Genomic DNA, 20908 nt, shown 5'->3' with positions numbered 1-20908 from the left:
CCATGAACCGCCTCGCCACAACCGCCTTGACCCTGCTGCTCGCCGCAGCCTCCCTGGGCGCCAGCGCCGCCGACACCCAGCTGGCCGGCTGCGCCGCCAAGCGCGAAAACATCCGCAGCGAATTGCGCCAGGCGCAGGAACAGGGCCTGTCCGACAAGGTCGCGGGCCTCACGCGCGCGCTTGACGAAGTCAATGCCCACTGCCGCGACAGTACCCTGGTCGAACGCCACAACAAGAAGATCGTCAAGGCGCAGGCGAAGGTGAACCAGACGGAACGCTCGCTGCGCCTGGCCCAGGAAGCCAACAAGGAACCGAAGAAGATCGCCAAACTGGAAGGCAAGCTGGAAAAAGCCAGAGCGGAACTGGCAGCCCTGCAGGCGCAGCAACCTTAAGCTTTATCGCCCAGCAGCTGATAAATGCTGGAAAAATCCAGCGCGCCCGATCCCGCCTTGCTGTGCAAACTATATAAATTGCGCGACAAGGCGCCCAGCGGCACCGAGGCGCCGCTGGCCAGCGCGCTTTCCATGGCCAGCCCCAGGTCTTTCAGCATCAGGTCGACGCCAAAGCCGCCCGTGTAGCCGCGCGACGCGGGCACGTTCTCGGCCACGCCCGGACACGGGTTGTAGACGTCCAGGGTCCAGTTGCGGCCCGAGCTTTTCGCCATCACGTCGGACACCACCTTGGGATCGAGGCCATTGGCCACGCCCAGGCGTATGGCTTCGCTGGTGCCGATCATGAGTATCCCCAGCAGCATGTTGTTGCAGATCTTGACCGTCTGGCCGCAACCGGAGCCGCCCGCGTGGAAGATGGCCTTGCCCATGACGTCCAGGTAGGGCCGTGCCGCCGCCAGCGCGGATTCTTCGCCGCCTACCATGAAGGTCAGCGTGCCGTTGGTGGCGCCCGCCGTGCCGCCCGACACGGGCGCGTCCAGCATCGGCATGCCTTTTTCCTGCGCCGCGCGGCCCACCTGGCGCGCCGCCTCGGTGGAAATCGTCGAACAGTCGATCAGCAGGGTGCCGGGCCGCGCCTGCGCCAAAATACCCGCGTCCCCAAGGTAGGCCCCCAGCACATGGCGGCTGGCCGGCAGCATCGTGATGACGATGTCGGCCTGGCCGATCGCCGCCGCCTGGTCATCGGAGACCAGGCCGCCGCCGTCGGCGAATTGCCGCACGCTGGCCGGCAGCAAATCGAAGCCCGTCACCGCATGGCCGGCCCGCACGAGGTTCTGCGCCATGGGCAAGCCCATGTTGCCCAGGCCGATGAAAACGATATTGGTGCCCATGGCCTTCCCCTTATTTCATCGAGATGGTGGTATTGACGCCGCTGCCGCCATCGTCCGGGGCGAACCAGCGCGCCGTGACGGTCTTGGTCTGCGTCCAGAAGTACAGGGCCTGTTTGCCGTTCGGACCCAGGTCTCCCAGCTTCGACGCGCGCGACCCCGTAAAACTGAAATACGCGACGGGTACGGGAATGGCCACGTTGATGCCCACCTGCCCCACATCGATCTCGTTCTGGAACTTGCGCCCCGCCCAGCCGGACGAGGTGAAGATCGAGGTGCCGTTGCCGTTCGGGTTGGCGTTGATGAAGGCGATGGCCTGGTCCAGCGTGTCCGTCTCGACCACGCACATGGCGGGGCCAAAGATTTCCTGCGTGTAGACGGAGTTCGATGCCTGGACCTTGGAGAAAATTGTCGGGCCCATGAAATTGCCGCCCTCGTAGCCGGCCACCTTGTGGCCGCGGCCGTCGAGCAGCAGCTGCGCGCCTTCGTCCACGCCCGCCTGGATCAGCTTTTCCGCCCGCTGCATGGCCGCTTTCGAGACCATCGGACCCAGGTCGGCATCGCGGTCGCTGCCCGGCCCCACTTTCAGCGCCTGCGAACGGGCGACGATTTCCGGCAGCCAGGAGCGCGCCTCGCCCACCAGCACCACGACGGAATTGGCCATGCAGCGCTGGCCGGCCGCACCGAAGGCCGCGCCGATCAGGTTATTGATCGCCTGCTCCTTGTTGGCGTCGGCCAGCACCACGCAATGGTTTTTCGCGCCCATCATCGATTGCGCGCGCTTGCCCGATTCGCTGGCGCGGCGGTACACATGCGTGCCCACGTGGGTGGAACCGATGAAGGACACGGCCTTGATGTCGGGATGGTCGCACAGCATGTTGACGACGTCGGCGCCGCCATGCACGACGTTCAGGACGCCGGCCGGCAAGCCCGCCTGGTACATCAATTCGACCAGGTACATGGTCGAAGACGGATCCTGTTCCGACGGTTTCAGCACAAACGTATTGCCGCAGGCGATAGCGATCGGGAACATGAAGCACGGCAGCATGACGGGGAAATTGAACGCCGTGATGCCGGCGCCCACGCCCAGCGGCTGGTAGATATTGTAGACATCGACGCCGGTGGCCGCGTTTTCCGCAATCTCGCCCAGCTGCAGGGTGGCGATCGAACACGCGTGCTCCACCACTTCCAGGCCGCGCATGACTTCCCCTTCCGCGTCGGGCAGGGTCTTGCCGTGTTCGCGCGTGATCAGTTCGGCCAGGGCCCCGATGTTTTCGCGGATCAGATGCTGGTACTTGAGCATGATGCGCATGCGCGCGGCCAGCGGGGTATTGCGCCAGGTCTTGAACGCTTCCTTGGCTGTGGCGACAGCCAGGTTGACTTCATCCGGCGTGGAAAACGGCACCTTGGCGACGATTTCCTGCGTGGCCGGGTTGATGACGTCGCGCCATTCGCTACTGCTTGACGCATGGTGCTTGCCGCCGATGTGCAGGGAAATGGCAGGGACTTGGGTGAGGGCTTGGTTCATGGTTCGAGACTCCGTGGTTATTTTTTAACGAGATTGCACGCCGCAGCATCCATCGGCTTGAACGCCTGGTCGGCGGGGATGGTGGACAGCACTTTCAGGTAATCCCACGCGCCTTTCGATTCGGCCGGGGTCTTCACCTGTACCAGGTACATGTCGTGGATCACGCGGCCATCGGGGCGGATCGAGGCGTTGTTCATCACGGAATCCTTGATGGGCAGCTGGCGCATTTTTTCGGCGACGATTTTCGAGTCGTCGCTCTTCGCGGCCGCCACCGACTTCAGGTAGTGGTAGACGCTGGAATACACGCCCGCCTGCACCATGGTCGGCTTGGCGCCCTTGTTGAGCGCCTCGAAGCGTTTCGCAAACGCGCGGCTGCGGTCATCGTAATCCCAGTAAAAACCGTCCGCGTAGACGAGGCCCTGGGCCGTATCCAGTCCCAGCGCGTGCACGTCCGAGAGGAACACCAGCAAGGCGGCCAGGCGCTGGTCCTTGCCGCTGCCGATGCGGAATTCGCGCGCCTGCTTGATGGCCGATACCGTGTCGGCGCCGCCATTGGCAAGGCCGATCACCTGCGCTTTCGAGCCTTGCGCCTGCACCAGGAAGGACGAGAAATCGGAGGCGTTGAGGGGATGGCGCACTGCGCCCACGACGGTGCCGCCATTGCGCTTGACGACATCGCTGGCGTCCTTTTCCAGCGAATGGCCGAACGCGTAATCGACGGTGACGAAGTACCAGGATTTCTGTCCCAGCTTGGTCAGCGCCGCCGCCGTGCCGGCTGCCTGCGAATACGTGTCGAACATCCAGTGGAAGCCGTTCGGCGAGCAGTCTTCATTGGTCAGGCGCCCCGTGGCCGGGCCGCTGAACATGGCGATGCCGCCCTTCTCTTTCATCAGCTTTTGCACGGACAGGGCTACGGAGGAATTGGTCAAATCGGCGATGGCGTCGACCTTGTCGCGGTCTATCCATTCGCGCGCCTTGGAGGCGGCGATGTCGGCCTTGTTCAAATGGTCGGCCGAGAGGATTTCGATCTTCATGCCCTTGCATTCGGCCTTCAGGCAATCCTCGACGGCCATCTGGCTGGCGACGACGGAGCCGCGCCCGCCCATGGCCGAATACGGCCCGGACATGTCGGTCAGGATGCCGACCTTGACGACGCCATCGGAAATTTGCGCGTGCGCGCCGCCAAAGGAAAGGGTGAGCGCCAGCGCGCCCATGGCCAGAACGGTTTTTTTCATGCGTGTCTCCAGGTGAATGGGTTTTCTTATATGTTTAGATGCATTCTGCATGTGTAAAAATATGCACTCAAGTGAAATTAATGCATAATTCCTTTGCAAAAATGCACAGAGAGGGTTTGCCATGCTCGATTGGGACAATGTACGGGTCTTCCTGGAACTGACGCGCAGCGCCGGCCTCGTCGATGCGGCGAAAAAGCTGGGCATCGACCATTCCACCGTGTCGCGGCGCATGCGCAAGTTCGAGGAGCAGGTGGGCACGCAGCTGTTCGACCGCAACTACGTGGGCTACCAACTGACGCCCGAAGGCCACCGCCTGATGGAATACGCGGAAACCATGGAAAGCACGGTGTTCGCCGCCACCGAGGAGCTGGGCGAGCACAACCGCCTGTTGTCAGGCCAGGTGCGCCTGGGCGCTACCGAGGGCTTCGGCGCCATCGTGCTGGCGCCCCACCTGGCGCAGTTCTGCGGGCGATACCCGCACATCAGCGTGGACCTGATCGCCGTGCCCCGCTTTGTCAGCCTGTCCAAGCGCGAAGCGGACGTGGCCATTTCCGTCGAACGCCCCCAGTCCGGCCCCTACGTGGTGACGAAACTGTCCGACTACCGCCTGAAACTGTATGCCACGCCCGCCTACCTGGCGCGCCACGCGCCGATCACCAGCGTGGCCCAACTGGCGCAGCACCCCATCATCGGCTATGTGGACGACCTGGTCTTCAGTTCGGAGCTGCGCTACATGGACAACGTGGCGCCCGATTCCCTGCGCGCGTTTCGCAGCACCAGCGTAATCGCCCAGTACCACGCGGCGCGCGCGGGCCAGGCGCTGGCCATCCTGCCCTGCTTCGTGGCCCAGCAGTCGACTGAGCTGGTGCCCGTGCTCGATGGCGAGATCGACCTGCTGCGCGCCTTCTGGATGATTTCGCCCTGCGAGCGGCGCAATATTGCCAGGGTCAGCGCCCTGTGGAACTACTTGCGTGCCGCCGTCGATTTGAATCATGGCTACCTGATGGGCGAAACAGCCGTGCCCAGCTGGCCAACTTGAGCAAACTGCGGCGCGCTACACTGTCGCCAGATACTAATAAGGAGAACGCCATGCTGATGGATGCGAACCAGGCTGTTTTGGTCATTGTCGACCTGCAAGGCCGCTTGATGCCGGCCATCCACGATGCCGGCTTGGTGCTGGCGCAAAACCTGCGCCTGGCGAAGATCGCCCGACTGCTCGACGTGCCCGTGCTGGGCACGGAACAGAACCGCCAGGGGCTGGGGCCGAACGTGGAAGAGATCGCCGCCCTGTGCGAACGGACCTTGCACAAGACGCATTTCGGCGCCTGTGCCGACGGCTTGCAGGACATGCTACCCGCCGGACGCAGACAAATCGTCGTCACGGGTTGCGAAGCCCATGTGTGCATGCTGCAGACGGCCATCGGCTTGCTGGAACTGGGGTACGAGGTCATCATCGCCATCGACGCCGTCGGCTCGCGCCAGGCCGCCAGCCGCGACGCGGCGCTGGCCCGCCTGGGCAAGCTGGGCGCCCATCTGGTGACGGTGGAAATGCTGGCCTTCGAATGGTTGCGCGACTGCAAGCATCCGCGCTTCCGCGAAGTGCTGGCGCTGATCAAATAGCTGACCCGCCTTTAATCCAGATCAAATCCATCGGCCATTCATTTGCTAGCTTGGTAACAGCGCCGCCATTCCGAGCGGTGCGCCGTCCACATCAGCAAGGGAGCCATCATGGCCTATATCCTGCGGGGCAAGCTGTGCGGCTTGATCTGTGCCGAGTGTCCTGAAGCTTTATCCCACGTCCTCGTGCGCCTGTACCGGCCGCGCGAGTCGCAAAACGTCACTGCCCTGGCCGTGGCCAACGCCAAGGAAACCTTCGCCATCCTCACGGACGAGGAAGTGCAGGCGAAAGCGCCCTTCCTGCTGGCCGAGGCGCGCACGGATGACGATGGCAACTACAGTTTTACCCTGGAAGACGATTATCGGGGCGAGGCCGTCGAAGTCGATATCCTGTGCCCCACCGTGCCGCATTTGAAACCGGGGCCGAAAGACCCCGTGCCGCTGCAGTTTTCCATCACCACCATCCAGCCCCGCTGGCGCCAGGTCGAGAACGATTTCCTCGCCGTCTGGGATTATTGCCTACCGCAACGCTTCTGGTGCCTGGTGCGCGCCCGCTTCGGCGCCTGGACCATCTGCGGCCGGCTGCGCACCTGCGACGCGCCCCACGCGCCGATCGCCGGCGCCACCGTGCGCGCATTCGACGCGGACTGGCTGCAGGATGATGCGCTGGGAGTGGCGGTGACGGACGCCGGCGGGCGCTTCCGCATCGATTACCTGACGTCGGACTTCACGCTCACGCCTTTCTCGCCATTCATCAACGTGGAATTCGCCAGAGGGCCAGACGTGTATTTCACGGCGCAGCTGGGCAGCGTGACGATCCTGTCGGAAACGCAAGCCAACGGCCGCCAGCCGGGGCGCGAAAACGTTGGCCACTGCTTCTGCGTGGAATTGTGTTCGAAGGACGTCTTGCCGCCCGACGTGGAAGGCGTGCCCCACTGGCAGCAGGTGGAAATCTTCGACATCCACCCGTTTCCCTCGCTGGCCGGCTTTTCCGCGCAAGGCTATGCGGGCGGCGCCGGCGCCTCGTATGTGTTCGCCGGCGGTGTCACCTTGAAGGGCAATTGCCCGCTGCGCAACAGCGCCATTCCCGCCAACCCGCTGGAATACCGTTTCCTGATCGGCGAATGGTCCTGGCCCGGCGGCAGCGACGACCCGGCAGCCATCCCCACGGTGGCACCCGCCAGCCTGGCGCCGCTCACGCAAATCCTCGGCACGCACGTCGGCTATGTGTTTTATACAAATGGACTGGGTCTCGGCGATTCGGCGCCCGTCATCATCGACGCGGGCGATCTGCAGCCTGGCGGCTGGATACGAGTGGATGGCAAGCCCGTCACCGTGGACATGCGCGACGGCACGACGGCCGTCGTCAACGTGGCGCCCAGCATCTTCCTGCGCACGTTTGACTTGCTGACCGTGAATACGCCGGCCATCACCAGCCTGCATCCGGCCAAGCTGCCGGGCGGCTTGCCCATCCTCGACGCGGGCCGCAGCCTGACGGCGGCCGAGAGCGAACCGATACGCCGCTACCGCCTGGGCTTCGAGGTGCGCGACGGCAATACCCTGGCGCTGGTGGCCACGGACGGGCTCGATTCCATCGTCTTCGACAACTCGCCCGTCATCGTGGCGCTAGACCTGGAAGAGCTGCGCAGCAATGCCTGCAACCCCATCGCGGGCGGCCTCGTGCATATCCTGTACACGATCGACCATCCGCACTTGCGCTTTTTCAATATCACGATATCCAACAACAACGGCATCCAGCATCCGCCGCCACCGCTGCCGGCCGCCAGCTTCACGCCGCCGCCACCACCGAGCAATTATCTGTTCCGCGGCGGCGCGGGCGGGCCGCATTTATCAGGCAACAATGGCGGCTTCCCCGTCAACGTGGCGCTCGATCCGCCGTGCGCCTACAGGGTGGCCATCGGTTGGCAGACGCGGCATTACCTGGCGTCCAGCCACAGCATCGATAGGCTGTACTGCAAGTAGGCATGCTTCAGAAATAACGTACCCACGCCTGCCGCGACGTGCGCTTGTAATGGGCGAACGCGCGGCAGGGAAAGTACAGCACGGGCATCAGCAGCAAGGCCAGCAGCCAGACTTGCCAGATGTGCTCGACGCCATAGCGGTTGCCGTGATTGGCACCGAGCACGGTCGTCAAGCTGATACCGATGAGCAGCAGCAGATACAGGTGCAACAAGTAGTAGAACATGGGCGCGCCGCCAAAGGTGGCGCAGGCCCGCGTAAACCAGTTATCGACGCTTTCCAGCCAGGCCAGGCCCAGCATACCCAGGCCCAGGGTGAACAGCAAGAAGTCCAGCGATGGCGGATATTTCGTGAAGTTCAGCACGCTCATGGCCGTGCGCAAGACCGTGTCGCCCGCCACCCACGGCAGGGTTTCACCATAGATATTGCAACCGCGCAGCACGGCCAGCAACAGCAAGCTGCCTGCGCCCAGCGCCAGCAGCAGGCGGCGCCGCCCCTCTATCGAACGGCCGCGCGCATACAGGGGCCCGGCCGCATAGCCGAGCACGATCACGCCTATCCACGGCAGCAGCGGATAACTGACCTTGATCTTCATGGCGCCGTCCGCCACCAGATACCCCCGTTGCAGCAGCACCGTCAGCAAATAATAGCCAAGGCTGCCCTCTTCCGCGCGCAAGCCCGTGAGCAAATGCTGGCCCGCGATGATCGCCACGCCCAACAGTGCCAGCACTTTCAACGGCAACTGGTGCAGCACGGCCAGCGCCATCATGGCCAGGCCGATGACCCAGATCACCTGCAGATACAGCACGGCTGGCGGAAACGCCCCGCTCCAGGCGAAATTGACGAACACCAGTTCCAGCACCACCAGCAGCAAGCCCCGCTTGAACAAGAAGCCCGTGGCGCTGCGTGGCCCGGCGGCCGGATGCGCATACAGCCAGGCGGACAAGCCCGTCAGGAAAACGAACATGGGCGCACACACGTGGGCGGCCAGTCGCGTGAAGAACAGGGCCGGATCGACACTGGCTGCATCCATCGGGTCGCCCACCTGGTGGTGTAAAAAGACGGTTTCACGCACATGGTCGAACAGCATGATCAGCATGACGAGGCCGCGCAGCACGTCGATGACGGCGATGCGGGTGCGCAGGGTGGCAGAAGAAGTCGATGTCATAGTGATTGCTTAAAAACGGTAATGGGCATGCAAGGTCATCGTGCGCTCCGCCCCCGGCGCCACCCACAGCTGGCTATACGAACTCGCATAGTAGCTGCGGTTGAACAGGTTTTCCACGTTCAGGGCCAGGCGCAATTGTGCGCTGGGCGAATACGACGCCAGCAATCTGGCCGTCGTGTAGGCCGGCAGGGTAAAACTGCTGCTGACGGCCACGTCGCCCAGGCGCTCGCCCACATATTGCACGCCGCCGCCCACGCTGGCCGTGCCCGTGGCCAGCGCAAATTGCTGGGTGGCCAGCAGGTTGGCGCTGTGGCGCGGCACGTTGGCGAAGCGGCTGCCCGTCACAATCGTATTGTCGCCGCGCGTGACGGTGGCGTTGGTGTAGGCATAGGCGCCCGAGACGCGCAAGCCGCGCGCCACTTCGCCCGACACGTCCAGTTCCAGCCCCCGGCTGCCCACTTCGCCCGCCGCGATGGCGAAATCCGTGTTGGCGGGATTCGTCGTCAGCACATTGCTCTTGCGGATGTCGTACACGGCCACGGTGCCCGTCAGCTTGCCCGTTTCCAGCTTGGCGCCCAGTTCATACGAGCGGCTGCGCTCGGCCGGGAATGCCTGGTTGGCCAGGCTGATGCCGCTGTTGGGCCGGAAGCCCTTGGCCGCGCTCGCGTACAGCGACCATGCCTTCGTCGGCTGGTAGACGAGGCCGGCGCGGGGGCTCGTGGCCGACAGCGACTGGCGGTTGCTCACGTTCAGGCGATTGTTCCTCACGTCCTGCGTGTAGCTATCGTGGCGCACGCCGACCAGCGCCTTCCATTGCGCGCCCAGATCCAGTTGATCCTGCGCATACAGGCCGCGCGCCTTTTGTCCTTCCTGCGTGTCGATGGACAGGGCCAGCGGATCGGCCTTGCCGCCATACGCGGGATTGAAGATGTCGATGGCATAGGCATTCGCGGCCGAAGGATTGCGGCGCAGCTGCACCCGGTGGTCGTCGAAATGATAGGCGTCGACACCGGCCAGCACCTCGTGCGCCAGCGCGCCCGTCCTGAACTTGCCCAGCACTTCGAAACGGGCCGACACGTCGGTGGCGGAGAAATCGCGGTGGCGGCGCTGGCGGTTCAGGGTGCGCCCATCGGCCAGCAGCTTGTTCGCCTCGGTCGAATAACCGCTCAATTCGCTGTCTCGGTAAGAGGCGCCCGCCTGCACCGTCCAGTCGTCGGACAGCGCGTGGTGGATGAACAGCTGCTGCCCCAGCGACTTGACCGTCATGGGGCCGTCGCCCGGCTCGCCCAAAAAGCGCGAAACGGGGACAAGACCCAGCTTGCCGTTCACGGCCACCACGCCCCGGTCGAACGGCGCGCGCTGGCGCACCGCTTCGATTTCATACGACACGGTCGTGTGCTCGCCCAGCAGCCAGAGAAACGAGGGAGCAAACAGGCTGCGCTCGACCTTCAATGTATCGCGGAAACTGTGCCCTTCTTCATGCGCCGCGTTCAGGCGGTAGGCGATGGTGTCGCTCAGCGGTCCTGTCAAATCCAAAGCTGCGCGGCGCGTCTGGAAGCTGCCGAACGACACATCGGCGCTGTACTCGGGCGCGAACTTCGGCTTCTTGGTGGTGATGTTCACCGTGCCGCCCGGCTCTCCCCGGCCGTACAGGGCCGAAGCGGGGCCTTTCAGCACTTCGATGGCCTGCGTATTGCCGCCGTCGCGCATGCCGTTATAGCCGCGGCTGGAACTGAAACCGTTGACCATGTAGTCGGAGCCGAAATTCGGGTCGCCCGTAAAGCCGCGCATGGCGTAGCTGTCCCACAAACCGCCCAGCGGACTTTGCTTCGCGATGCCGCTGGCCAGCTCCAGCGCAGCGGCCAGGGTCGTCACGCCGGCGTCGCGCAGCAAGTCGCCGGTCAGCACGCGCACGCTTTGCGGCAAGTCCATCAGCAAGGCATCCGTCTTGGTGGCGCCCGTGGCGGACAGGCTGCGGTAATGCTGGCGCTCGGCCTTCACGGTGACGACGTCCTGCGCGTCGGGCTTGTCGGCAGCGGGATCAGCTGCCAGCGCCAGGGGACTGGCGGCGGCAAGCAACAGTGCCACGGGGCGGCGTAAAAACACGGACATGGGATTCCTGACAATGGACAATTCAATGCAATAGGCTTGCATTATAATTGATAATCAATTCTCATTAAAGCCTTCGTGAAAAATCTGCGCCAGGAACTCCACAAACACTTGCACCTTGGCCGCGCGCAGCTGGCGCGGATGGAACAGCGCCCACAGATCCGGCCCCCGCGTGCGATACGGTTGCAGCACGGGCACCAGAGTCTCTTCGCGCAAGGGCTGCAACACGGAGACGGACAGGGCCTGCACGATGCCGCAGCCGGCCTGGGCGGCGGCAATCATCGATTCGATATGGTCGAAGGCCAGGGCCGCTGGCGGCGTGTGCGCATACGCCGTATCACCCTCGCCGGCCTGGAACAGCCAGGGCCGCACCTGGCGAGATTTCGGGTACAGGAAATGCAGGCAGGCAAACTGGTCCAGTTCCTGCGGCGTACGCGGCATGCCATGCCGGGCGACAAAGGCGGGCGAGGCGCAGCACAGATAATCCATCTTCAGCAGGCTGCGCGCCACCAGCGATGAATCCTGCGGTGCGCCGATGCGCAGCATCACGTCGATGCCCTCTTCCACCATGTCGACCAGGCGGTCGCTGACCGTCAGGCGCAGGGAAATGTCGGGATAGGCGGCGGTAAAGCGGGGCAAGGCGGGCGCCACCAGGTTGCGGCTGATGCTGCTGGGCATGTCCACACGCAAGCTGCCCGATGGCCGCTCGGCCGCCTGCAGCAAGCTCGTTTCCAGCGCGGCCATGTCGGCCAGTACCTGGCGCGCCTGCGCATGGCACTGCCGGCCTTCGGCCGTGAGCGACATGCTGCGCGTGGTGCGCTGCAAGAGGCGCACGCCGAAATGCTTTTCCAGCGCCGCCACCTGGTTCGTCACGGACGACGTGGAAATACCCAGGCGCTGCGCCGCCTTGCTGAAGCCGCCCGCCTCGACCACGGCGCAAAACACGTGCATTGCATCCAGCCTGTCCATGCCGGTCTCCTGTGAGTTCCTTGATTCCGGCGATTATCCACGATACTGAAATAGTGCATCGGGATGCGCCCCATTTTTCTTTGGACCGTCCCCGCCTAGACTGGGGCATCAACCACAGGAGAATTCCATGCAAGCCCTCGTCCTCAACACCTTTGCCACCCCCATGAGCATGGCCAACTTGCCCGTGCCGCAGCCCGGCCCCGGCCAAGTCCTCGTGCGCATCGCCGCCAGCGGCGTCAATCCGCTGGACACGAAGATCGCCGCCGGCGCCGCCCCGCACGCCCGGCCCCGCCTGCCCGCCATCCTCGGCATCGACATGGCCGGCACGGTGGCGGCCGTGGGCGATGGCGTGACGACTTTTCACATGGGCGCAACAGTCTATGGCATGGCTGGCGGCATCGGCGGCATCCAGGGCTCGCTGGCCGAGTACGGCGTCTTCGACGCAGCCCTGCTGGCGCCGGTGCCGCCAGCGCTGAGCATGCGCGAAGCGGCCGCCATGCCCCTCGTCTTCATCACGGCCTGGGAAGGGCTGGTCGACCGCGCCCATGTGCAGGCGGGCGACAGCGTACTCGTGCATGGCGGCGCGGGCGGCGTGGGCCACATGGCCGTGCAGCTGGCCGTCGCCCTTGGCGCCACAGTGTATGCCACGGGCAGCGCGGCCAGCCGCGCTGCCATCGAGGCGCTGGGCGCCCGCTTCATCGATTACCGCACCAGCACGGTGGATGACTACGTGGCCGAACACACGGGCGGCGCCGGCTTCGACATCGTCTACGACACGGTGGGCGGCGCCACGCTGGACGCCAGTTTCAAGGCGGCACGCATCTACGGCGGCCACGTCGTCAGCTGCCTCGGCTGGGGCACGTTCGCGCTGAGCCCGCTGACGGCGCGCGCGGCAACCTACTCGGGCGTGTTCACCCTGCTGCCCCTGTTGAGCGGCCAGGGCCACGCGCGCCATGGCGCCATTCTGCGCGAAGCCAACAAGCTGATCGAGGCGGGCAAGCTGCAGGTGCGGCTCGACCCGCGCCGCTTTACCTTGCGCACGGCGCACGATGCGCATGCGGCGCAGATCGATGGCAGCGCGCGCGGCAAGCTGGTAGTGGATGTGGAGGATTGAACGTCAGCTTGTTTCCCGCGCGCCGAAGCGTTAATATGCAAGAATAAACTTGCATATTGATGAGGCCGGGAATGCGTGAAAAGCTGGAAAAACTGCTGGCGCAGGGGCGCGACAACGCCCTGCTGCGCTTTGGCCTGGGCGACGCCTGCCTGAAAGACAATGACTTCGAGCAAGCGGCCTTGCACCTGGCGCAAGCCACCGTGCAGCAGCCCGGCTATTCCGCCGCCTGGAAGCTGCTGGGCAAGGCCCTGCACCAGCTTGACCGGCTGGACGAAGCGCAGGCGGCCTGGACCACGGGCGTGACTGTGGCCCAGCAGCAAGGCGACCTGCAAGCCGTGAAGGAAATGACGGTATTCCTGAAACGCCGGCAAAAACAGCAGCAGGCGGCAGGGTAAAACCGTTTAATGCGTGTGCGCGGCGCCCTTGGCCTCAAGAGGCAGCGCAACGCCCCGTTCCTTCGCCAGGCGCTTGGCCAGCAAGCCGCCCGCTTCGGCCGCATAGGCGCGGCAAGCATTCGCGTCGATCAGGGGATTGTCCGTCCCGCTGCGCTTGGCGGCCTTGCCCAGCACGTCCGTCGTGCCCGGATGCACGGGGATGATGATGTCGCATGGCAAGGCGGCCACCTTGGCGATGCTCGCTTCGAACGAGGCCGAAATGTCCGGTGTCTTGCCCTTGCCTGTGTACGTGAAATCGCCGCTCGCATACGGGTTCAGGCTGTCCGCATACACGACGTCCAGGCAGCGGTCGCCTTCGCACGAAGTCCACGTCCACGTCGTGCCGCCCGGCGTGTGGCCCGGTGTCATGTGGGCCGTCAAGGCCAACGGTCCGACCTTGACGGTATCGCCCTCGCCCACCAGGCTGACCTTGCGCACCTTGGCCACATGCACGACGGGATTGGCCTGGTATTGCGGATCATCCTTGCCATTGGTGCCGCTTTGCAGCACCGGGGCGGCCGCTGCGCTGGCCATCACGGTGGCGCCGCTGGCCCGCTGCAGCGCGGCAATGCCGCCTGCATGGTCCCAATGGGCATGCGAATTGAGGATGTATTTCACATCCTCGATGCGAAAGCCCAGCGCCTTGATGTTCGCCACGATCAGGGGCGCCGATTGCGGCAGCGCACCGTCGAGCAGGATATGGCCCTGCGGACTCGTCACCAGCATGGCGGACAGGCCGGCCGTCCCCACATACCAGCTATTGCCATAGATATTGAACGGCTTGACGGGCGCGTTCCATTCCTTGCAATTATCGCAATCGACAGGTTTATCCTGCACCGGTGCGGGGGTCTTCGCCTGCACCGAACCAGCCGCCATGGTCGCAACCGTAGCCAGCATCAACTTCGCCAATAGTGTCATCTTCATCTCCAGAGTGTAAAAAGATGGGCGCCCGCACTGGCGCGCCCGGGGGGGGGTATCAATGCATACGGCCTGGGCTCCCGGCCAGGGTGTCGCGGATGTGTCCGGCGTCGAGCGAGCGCCGCTGCGCGCCGGCGGCGTCCAGCAGCACCACGGTAACGTGCTTGCCGCCGCTGCGCATGCGCATCGTCAGGCAACTGCCCGCCTCGTTGCTGCTGCCCGTCTTGGACAGCAGAATGTCCCAGCCCTTGCCGCCCACCAGCGGATTGGTGTTGTGCAAGGTGCGCGTCTTGCCATTGACGGCCACGCTCGCCTGCGGGTGGCTGGTGATGCGCGCGATGTCCGGATAGCGCGCGGCCGCCGCGACGATCTTCGCCACCTCGCTGGCCGTGGACGTATTCGCGGGAGAACTGCCGACGGGGTCCGTCAAGGTGGTGCGGCGCAAGCCCAGGTGGCGGATCTTCGCTTGCAACGCTTGCGCAAAGGCAATGTTGCCGCCGGGATAGGTGCGCGCCAGCGCGGCGGCGGCGCGGTTTTCGGACGGCAACAGGGCCAGTTGCAGCAGCGCGCCGCGCGTCACGGCCACGCCATCGGCCAGCAGGCTGTGGCGCTGCAGCGACGCATCGCCGTCGGCGCGCACGATGCGCAACTGTTCATCGGGATCGAGCCCCGCATCGAGCACCACCATAGCCGTCATCAGCTTGGTGATCGAGGCGATGGGCACGACGGCGTCCGCATCTTTCGCCATCAACACCTTGCCGCTGGCGTCATCGAACACCAGCATGTGTTTCGCACTGACGGGCAAGGCCAGCATGCCGGCGGCAGCCTCGGCCAGCATCGCCCCGCTGACTGCGGGCTTTTCCTGCGTCTGCAGCAACAGGGTGGCGCAGGCCAGCAACAAGGCGGGTACGGCCAGTTTCCAGCCGGCCGTATCCAGCCCTGGCGCCATCAGGCGTTCGATGCGAGTGAGCAACGCCCCGCCCCGTGCCGACATCAGCAAGCGAGAATGCTGCGGCACAGCCGTGTGCAGGGACAGCGCATGCAGCGCCGTGGCCAGCTGCTGCGGGTCCTGCAGCGCTTGCGCAGCCAGGGCGTCGGCCACCTGTTCCCGCTCGGCCCGCATGCGCGCCGACAGCCACCAGACGACGGGGTGAAAGAACAGCAGCGCCTCGGCCACGCTTTGCAACAGGTTGACCAGGTAATCCCAGCGCCGCACGTGCGCCAGTTCATGCGCCAGCAGCGCTTCGAGCAAGGCGACGGGCATGCCGCTCAGCAAGGCGGCCGGCAGCAGGATGACGGGGCGCCAGAAACCCACCGTCACGGGACTGGCCAGGCCTGCATGCAGCTTCAGCGGCACTGACCGACTGCCGCGCAAGCCCATGCGCAGCGCCAGCGCATCGAGGCGCGCCTGCCAGATCGCGGGGGCCGCCACGGCCTGGCGGCGCAGCCTGCCGACCCACGCCAGGCCCAGGCACAGGCGCAAGCTCATCAGGCCAACGCCGGCGCTCCAGGCCAGCACCAGGGCCGGCATCCACGCTTGCAGCGCGGCGCGCCAGGCGGGCGGTGCAGCCATCGGCAGCTGGGCCAGTGATGTGCCCGACAGCAGCGACAGCAGGTGGAGCGAGGGAATACACAGGCACAGCAGCAGCGCCAGCGCGCACACGGCATAGCGCCAGCGCGCGCTGGCGTGGCGCAGCAGCCAGAGCAATGCAGCGGAGACGGCGCCGACGATCAAGCCCTGCCAGACAAAATACAGCAAGACCCAGCCCAGCGCAGGGACAAGGTTGCCCAACTCTATGCCCAGGTCCAGGTTCATGGCGCGCCGCCATCCTTGCTGCGCAGGATTTTTTCAATTTCCAGGCGTTCCGCGTCGCTCACGTGTTCGCGCAGCGCCGTCAGCACGAGCGCCTTGCCGGAACCGGAAAATACCTTGCCGATCAAGTCCTTGAGCAAGCTCGTTTGCAGCTTTTCCTGCGCTTCGACGGCCGCATACAGCTGCGGCCGCTGGCTTTCATCGCGGCTCAGCAAGCCCTTGCCATGCATCAGTTGCAACTGGCGCAGCACGGTGGCGTAACTGGCGTCGGCACGCTCCGCGGCCAGGGCGTCATACACGGTGCGGGCGTCGGACGGACCGCGCTGCCACAGGATGCGCAGCAGGTCCAGTTCGGCGGCCGTGGGATGGGGAGTGGAGGTATTTTTTAACATGCCGCTAGAATACCCAGTCTAGAACTCAATGTCTAGAACTTTTTTTCTAGACTGCTGGACTGGTCTAGAATTCGCGCAAGCGGTCGAACAGCTCCAGCAAGGCCGCCTCATCGACGAGTGTGGCGCCCTGCCCGCCCAGTTGCTGCCGCAGCTGCGCCAGCAGCTCGGCCAGCACCATGTAGATTTCCTCGCGCTCCACCGTCTCGATGATGCTCGCGCGCCGCTCGATCTTGTTGAAGACATCCACATAGGCGGCGACCATCGCCTCCAGCGCGGCGGCCGCCGCCGTCGCCTGCATGGCGGCATCGATGCCGCGCGTCACGGCCAGCATGTTCTTGTAGGCCAGCGCCGCCTTTTTCGCATACGCGGGGGAAATATGCTCGCGGCCATCCCAATCGCGAAACGGGTTGAGCAGATTCTCCGCCAGCCATTCCGGCTTGCGCGCCTTGGTCACCGACAAGTCCAGTCCCAGCGCCGCCGCTGTCTTGTAGCCTGCCTTGATGGCCTTGGCGACATCCGCTGGCAAGCTGGTCAGCCACAAGGCCGACAGCTTCGGCAATTGCGCGGCCGATGGAAATTCCTCCGCCGTGAAACCGAACAGGTCATAGGCGGTGAACGTCCGCAGCTGGGCCAGCTGCGCAAGGCTGGCCATCTGCGACGCCATCCCGGGTTTGCCCCAGATGCGCAAGGATGTCAAATGGGGAAAGCGCTGCGCCACGTGCTCCAGATCAACGTCCTTCATGCCGATCAGCGACAGGCCGCCCAGCTGGCCGAGACCGTGGAACGGCGGCAGCGCGTGCGTGCACTGCAGTGTCAGGTGGCGGCCATCGGCGCCATCGTCGATGCGTAGCGCCGGCGATGGCGCGCTGCGCAGCGCGAGCAGGCTCAAGCCTTCGTTCAAGACCAGGCTGGTGACGCCATCAGGCTGCAGGATCAGGCGGCTCAAGCCGCTGCCGCTGAAGTCGAGCGCATGCACCGTCGATGATTGCCAGTCCAGCTCATTGATGAAGGGATTGCCCTGGATAAACTCCATCAAGGCCTGCGTGCCGTTGCCCGTCTCGATCGACATCAGGCAAGGCAGTTGTTCCAGCTCGGACACGTCACCCAGCGCCTGCAAGACGCTGTCATTGATTTTTGTCGCGTCCTGGCGGAAGACCTGGCCGCCCAGGGTCACCTCGCGCTCGTCCGACGCGGCCTTGAACTGCTGGCGCCGCGCCGGATCGATGCGCTCCCAGTTGCGCTGGCGCAGCACGCTGTCGCCCACGTACCAGGCACTGCGATAGCTATTGACTTCCACATCCACCAGCGGCGCGATATTGCCAACGAGCGTATAGCCAGGCGGCACGTTCGCCGTGGCATAGCAGTGATCGTGGCGATTATTCCAGAAGAAATAATCGCACAGCAGCGGCCGCATGGCTTGCACGGCCGCCGCATCGGGCAAGGCGTCACCGGTCCAGTCCAGCTCCAGCACGGCAGCTACCGGCCTGGACGAGGATGCATCCTTGATGCGGGTGACCTGGCAAGCCACATACTGCTGCAGCTCCACTGAAAACACACTGTAGATATCTCCGACATTTGCTAACACTCAAATTTTCCTTTTTAATTATGGCGCCATCCTGGCAGGGCAAGATGCTCCGTCTTCACGCTAGAATTCGCGCAGCGCATCGAACCGCTGCAGCAGCGCCGCCTCATCGACCACCGCCATACCCCGTTGCCCCAATTGCCGCACCAGCTGCGCCAACAGGCTTGCCAGCGCCGTGCCGATCTCTTCGCGCTCCACCGTTTCGATCATGCGGGCGCGCCGGTCGATCTGGTTGAACACGCCGACATAGTCGTCAATCATCGCAATGAGCGCCTTGGCCACGCTGGCGGCGTCCATCGCCGCATCAATCACGCGGCTGCCGGCCAACAGCTGCTTGTAGGCTTGCGCCGCCTTTTTCGCCTGGGCGGCGGAAATATTGGCACGGCCGTCCCAGTCACGGAAGGGATTGAGCAGGTTTTCCGCCAGCCATTCCGGCTTGCGCGGCTTGGTAATGCGCAGATCCAGTCCCTGTGCCGCCCCCTGCTTGAAGTTGGCCTGGATGGCCTTGGCAGCGTCGGCAGGCAGGCTGCTCATCGACAAGGTGGAAAGCTGGGGCAATTGAGCGGCGCACGGAACATCGTCGGCGCCGTAGCCGAACAGATTGTCAGCGGTGAACGTCTGCAACTGTTTCAGTTGCGCGATGGCGGGCAGATGGGCAAGCATGCCCGGCTTACCCCATATGCGCAACTGCCGCAGCCCGGGAAAGCGCTGCGCCAGCGCCGCCAGGTCGAGTTCGCGCACATTGACCAGCGACAAATCAGCGACCCGGTCGAGACCGGAGAACGGCGGCACGTCTTGCTCGCATGCCAGGGCCAGAAACTGCCCGTCATAGCCATCGACCATGCGCAGCCCGGGTGATGGCGCGCCGCGCAAGGCGAGGGAATGCAGCACCGGATTGAGCTTCAGGCATGTGACGCCACCCAGGTCCACGTTCAGGCGCGCCAGATTGCCTTGGCTGAAATCGAGCTCGCTGACGGTGGACGATTGCCAGCTCAGTTCATGCAGGAAGGGATGCCGGGCCACATACTCCATCAGTTCAGGGGTGCCGTGGCGGGTGGCGAGGCGCATCAGCCGTGGCAAGCGGTCCAGCTCGGACAGATCGCTGACCGTTTGCAAGATACTGTCGTCGATCCTGGAAGTAGATAGCGGCAATAATTGCCCGCCAACCAGTACATCTTCGTCGCCGACAGGCGCATTGAATTGACGTTGCCTCGCTTCATCGACAAGCGTGCGCTTAGAAACATACTCACTGACAACATCGGCAACATTCGCTGGCACTCTACTTCCTTTCAACAACACCTGACGGTCGAATGTTGAAAGATAGCAAAAATGACAGCGCAATGTCGTCCTGTTCAGTCCGCGTGCAGCTTGTGGTGCATGCGGCGCAGTCCCAGCCACACGGCGGCGGCCACGAACGGCACCAGGGCGCCGACGAGGATTTCCGGATTCACGGGCAAGCCCAGTACCTTGGCCGCCTTGCCCGTGTAGCTGAACAGACCGATCACATAATAGGAAATGGCGGCCACCGACAAGCCTTCCACAGCTTGCTGCAAGCGCAGCTGCTGCGCGGCGCGGGCGTTCATCGATTGCAGGATTTGCCGGTTCTGCAATTCCTGCACGATGCCCACGCGCGTGCGCAGCAAGTCATTCGTGTTGGCGATGCGCTGCGCCATCGCTTCCTGGCGGCTGGCCATCGCTTCGCACGTGTTCATGGCGGGCGTCAGGCGCCGATCCATGAATTCCTCGACCGTGGGTATGCCTTCGATGCGCTCTTCGCGCAACTCCTCGATGCGTGCCTTGACGAGACCCATGTAGGCTTTCGAGGCGGAAAAACGGTAGCTATTGTCGAGCGACAGCTTTTCAATGCGGGCCGCCAGGCGCGTGATGCGGTCGAGCAAGGCTTGTTCGGAGACGCCCTCGTCGCCGGCTCCCGGGGCGTCGTCCGTATCGACCATGGCGGCGGCCAGGGTAGCCAGTTCGTTCTCGATGGCGTTCAAGGATGGCGCCGCCTGCATGGCATACGGCAAGCCCAACAAGGCCATCATGCGGTAGGTTTCGATTTCCAGCACGCGCTGCACCAGGCGCCCCGACTGCTGCGAACGCATGCCCGCATCGCGGATGACGAAACGGCTGAAGCCATCGGACTGGATCGTGAAATCCGTCCACAATTCGCCGCCTTGCAGCACCTTGCTGCCGGCCAGGGTATTGCCCTCGAACACGCGCGACAAGCCCTGCATGAAGATTTCGGCTGGTTCAGTCGCTTGCTCGAGCACCACGTGCGCCGCCACCATCAGCTTGCCCTTCAAGCCCGCCAGCCATTGCTGCGGCAACTGTGCCAAAGGCATGCGCTCGAACGCCTGCGCCAAAGGCAAGGCCTGCCCCGGATGTTCGGCAAAGGTAAACGTGGCAAATTCCGTGTGGCATTCCCATTTCAGGCGGAAACGGCCAAAGTCGTAATAAAAATACTTGGCTTCGGCGGCGGGCGGCGTGACGCCGAAATGCGTGCACAGGGCCGCCAGGGTGGCATGCTGGGCGGCCATATTCGACGCACCGGGCGCTGCGCTGTCATCTTTATACACGGCCAGATGGGTGATCAGCTCGGGGGCGTCGAGCTGCAAAAACGGCCGCGAATGGATTTCCGCCGCCAGCGGCACGCGCAAGGCGTGGTTCAAACTGGAGTTAATCAAGTGCATGATAGCCAAAGGTAAAGTTGCAAAACTGCTTAGACCCGCGCGCGTGCTGCTGTGCCCGCAGCGTGGGTCTGATTGTC

18 protein-coding genes are annotated in these 20908 nt (G+C 64.3%); 6 read left to right on the top strand and 12 right to left on the bottom strand.

Annotation, left to right across the window (positions count from 1 at the left end; genetic code table 11):
• Positions 1-2 precede the first annotated feature (2 nt).
• Positions 3-392 (top strand): DUF1090 family protein, encoded by a 390-nt coding sequence (locus LSO07_RS12600; protein WP_191909658.1) that lies wholly within the window; start codon positions 3-5, stop codon positions 390-392.
• Here the strand turns inward: LSO07_RS12600 and mmsB are convergent.
• Genes mmsB through LSO07_RS12585 form a run of 3 tightly spaced genes read right to left on the bottom strand, consistent with a single transcriptional unit; the run spans position 389 to position 4042 of the window.
• A complete protein-coding gene (mmsB, locus tag LSO07_RS12595; RefSeq protein ID WP_151094556.1) occupies positions 389-1282 on the bottom strand; it encodes a 3-hydroxyisobutyrate dehydrogenase in 894 nt (297 codons plus the stop codon). The genes LSO07_RS12600 and mmsB overlap by 4 nt on opposite strands.
• 10 nt (positions 1283-1292) lie before the next feature.
• Entirely contained in the window at positions 1293-2807 is a 1515-nt protein-coding gene (locus LSO07_RS12590) for a CoA-acylating methylmalonate-semialdehyde dehydrogenase (protein WP_151094553.1), read from the bottom strand.
• A gap of 17 nt (positions 2808-2824) precedes the next feature.
• Positions 2825-4042 carry an ABC transporter substrate-binding protein gene (locus LSO07_RS12585; RefSeq protein WP_151094550.1) on the bottom strand — a complete coding sequence of 406 codons (1218 nt, stop codon included), beginning with the start codon at positions 4040-4042 and terminating at the stop codon, positions 2825-2827.
• Between the two features lie 121 nt (positions 4043-4163).
• On the opposite strand from LSO07_RS12585, the gene LSO07_RS12580 reads away from it, so the two are divergent.
• From LSO07_RS12580 to LSO07_RS12570, 3 genes are all read left to right on the top strand, one after another.
• Complete coding sequence (locus LSO07_RS12580; RefSeq protein WP_151094547.1) at positions 4164-5081, top strand: LysR family transcriptional regulator; 918 nt, start codon at positions 4164-4166, stop codon at positions 5079-5081.
• 50 nt (positions 5082-5131) lie between these two features.
• Positions 5132-5662 carry an isochorismatase family protein gene (locus LSO07_RS12575; protein WP_092610722.1) on the top strand — a complete coding sequence of 177 codons (531 nt, stop codon included), beginning with the start codon at positions 5132-5134 and terminating at the stop codon, positions 5660-5662.
• Positions 5663-5770: 108 nt separating this feature from the next.
• Positions 5771-7642, top strand: coding sequence for a carboxypeptidase regulatory-like domain-containing protein (locus LSO07_RS12570; protein WP_151094544.1), 1872 nt, complete (start codon positions 5771-5773; stop codon positions 7640-7642).
• A gap of 7 nt (positions 7643-7649) precedes the next feature.
• On the opposite strand, the gene LSO07_RS12565 is transcribed toward LSO07_RS12570, so the two are convergent.
• The 3 genes from LSO07_RS12565 to LSO07_RS12555 are packed head-to-tail and all read right to left on the bottom strand — an operon-like array spanning position 7650 to position 11885.
• The gene (locus LSO07_RS12565) at positions 7650-8807 is read right to left on the bottom strand and encodes a DUF1624 domain-containing protein (protein ID WP_191909657.1); all 1158 of its coding nucleotides are present in this window, start codon (positions 8805-8807) and stop codon (positions 7650-7652) included.
• A 9-nt stretch (positions 8808-8816) separates the two neighbouring features.
• Complete coding sequence (locus LSO07_RS12560) at positions 8817-10919, bottom strand: TonB-dependent siderophore receptor (protein WP_191909656.1); 2103 nt, start codon at positions 10917-10919, stop codon at positions 8817-8819.
• A 54-nt stretch (positions 10920-10973) separates the two neighbouring features.
• Positions 10974-11885 carry a LysR family transcriptional regulator gene (locus LSO07_RS12555; protein WP_151094537.1) on the bottom strand — a complete coding sequence of 304 codons (912 nt, stop codon included), beginning with the start codon at positions 11883-11885 and terminating at the stop codon, positions 10974-10976.
• 127 nt (positions 11886-12012) lie between these two features.
• Here LSO07_RS12555 and LSO07_RS12550 point away from each other — a divergent pair, with 127 nt between their 5' ends.
• Together LSO07_RS12550 and LSO07_RS12545 are read left to right on the top strand one after the other, a co-directional pair.
• On the top strand, positions 12013-12999 hold the full coding sequence (locus LSO07_RS12550) for a zinc-dependent alcohol dehydrogenase family protein (protein ID WP_151094534.1): 987 nt from the start codon (positions 12013-12015) through the stop codon (positions 12997-12999).
• A 71-nt stretch (positions 13000-13070) separates the two neighbouring features.
• Positions 13071-13394: a tetratricopeptide repeat protein gene (locus LSO07_RS12545; protein ID WP_151094531.1), complete on the top strand. Its 324-nt coding sequence runs from the start codon at positions 13071-13073 to the stop codon at positions 13392-13394.
• Between the two features lie 6 nt (positions 13395-13400).
• On the opposite strand, the gene bla is transcribed toward LSO07_RS12545, so the two are convergent.
• The 6 genes from bla to LSO07_RS12515 all read right to left on the bottom strand — a co-directional run bounded on the left by bla (position 13401) and on the right by LSO07_RS12515 (position 20831).
• The gene (bla, locus tag LSO07_RS12540; protein WP_225317287.1) at positions 13401-14330 is read right to left on the bottom strand and encodes a subclass B3 metallo-beta-lactamase; all 930 of its coding nucleotides are present in this window, start codon (positions 14328-14330) and stop codon (positions 13401-13403) included.
• A gap of 79 nt (positions 14331-14409) precedes the next feature.
• The gene (locus tag LSO07_RS12535; protein WP_151094528.1) at positions 14410-16167 is read right to left on the bottom strand and encodes a M56 family metallopeptidase; all 1758 of its coding nucleotides are present in this window, start codon (positions 16165-16167) and stop codon (positions 14410-14412) included.
• Positions 16164-16556 carry a BlaI/MecI/CopY family transcriptional regulator gene (locus LSO07_RS12530; protein WP_151094525.1) on the bottom strand — a complete coding sequence of 131 codons (393 nt, stop codon included), beginning with the start codon at positions 16554-16556 and terminating at the stop codon, positions 16164-16166. The genes LSO07_RS12535 and LSO07_RS12530 overlap by 4 nt, the downstream gene beginning before the upstream one ends.
• 64 nt (positions 16557-16620) lie before the next feature.
• Positions 16621-18141 carry a hypothetical protein gene (locus tag LSO07_RS12525; RefSeq protein WP_151094522.1) on the bottom strand — a complete coding sequence of 507 codons (1521 nt, stop codon included), beginning with the start codon at positions 18139-18141 and terminating at the stop codon, positions 16621-16623.
• Positions 18142-18201: 60 nt separating this feature from the next.
• Positions 18202-19479 carry a hypothetical protein gene (locus LSO07_RS12520; RefSeq protein ID WP_231773007.1) on the bottom strand — a complete coding sequence of 426 codons (1278 nt, stop codon included), beginning with the start codon at positions 19477-19479 and terminating at the stop codon, positions 18202-18204.
• 11 nt (positions 19480-19490) lie between these two features.
• A complete protein-coding gene (locus LSO07_RS12515; protein ID WP_151094516.1) occupies positions 19491-20831 on the bottom strand; it encodes a DUF3422 family protein in 1341 nt (446 codons plus the stop codon).
• Between the last annotated feature and the right edge of the window lie 77 nt (positions 20832-20908).

The organism is Janthinobacterium sp. PLB04 (assembly GCF_021165895.1).
GTDB classification, from domain to species: domain Bacteria; phylum Pseudomonadota; class Gammaproteobacteria; order Burkholderiales; family Burkholderiaceae_D; genus Janthinobacterium; species Janthinobacterium lividum.
This window is presented reverse-complemented; position numbering and strand designations above follow the sequence as displayed.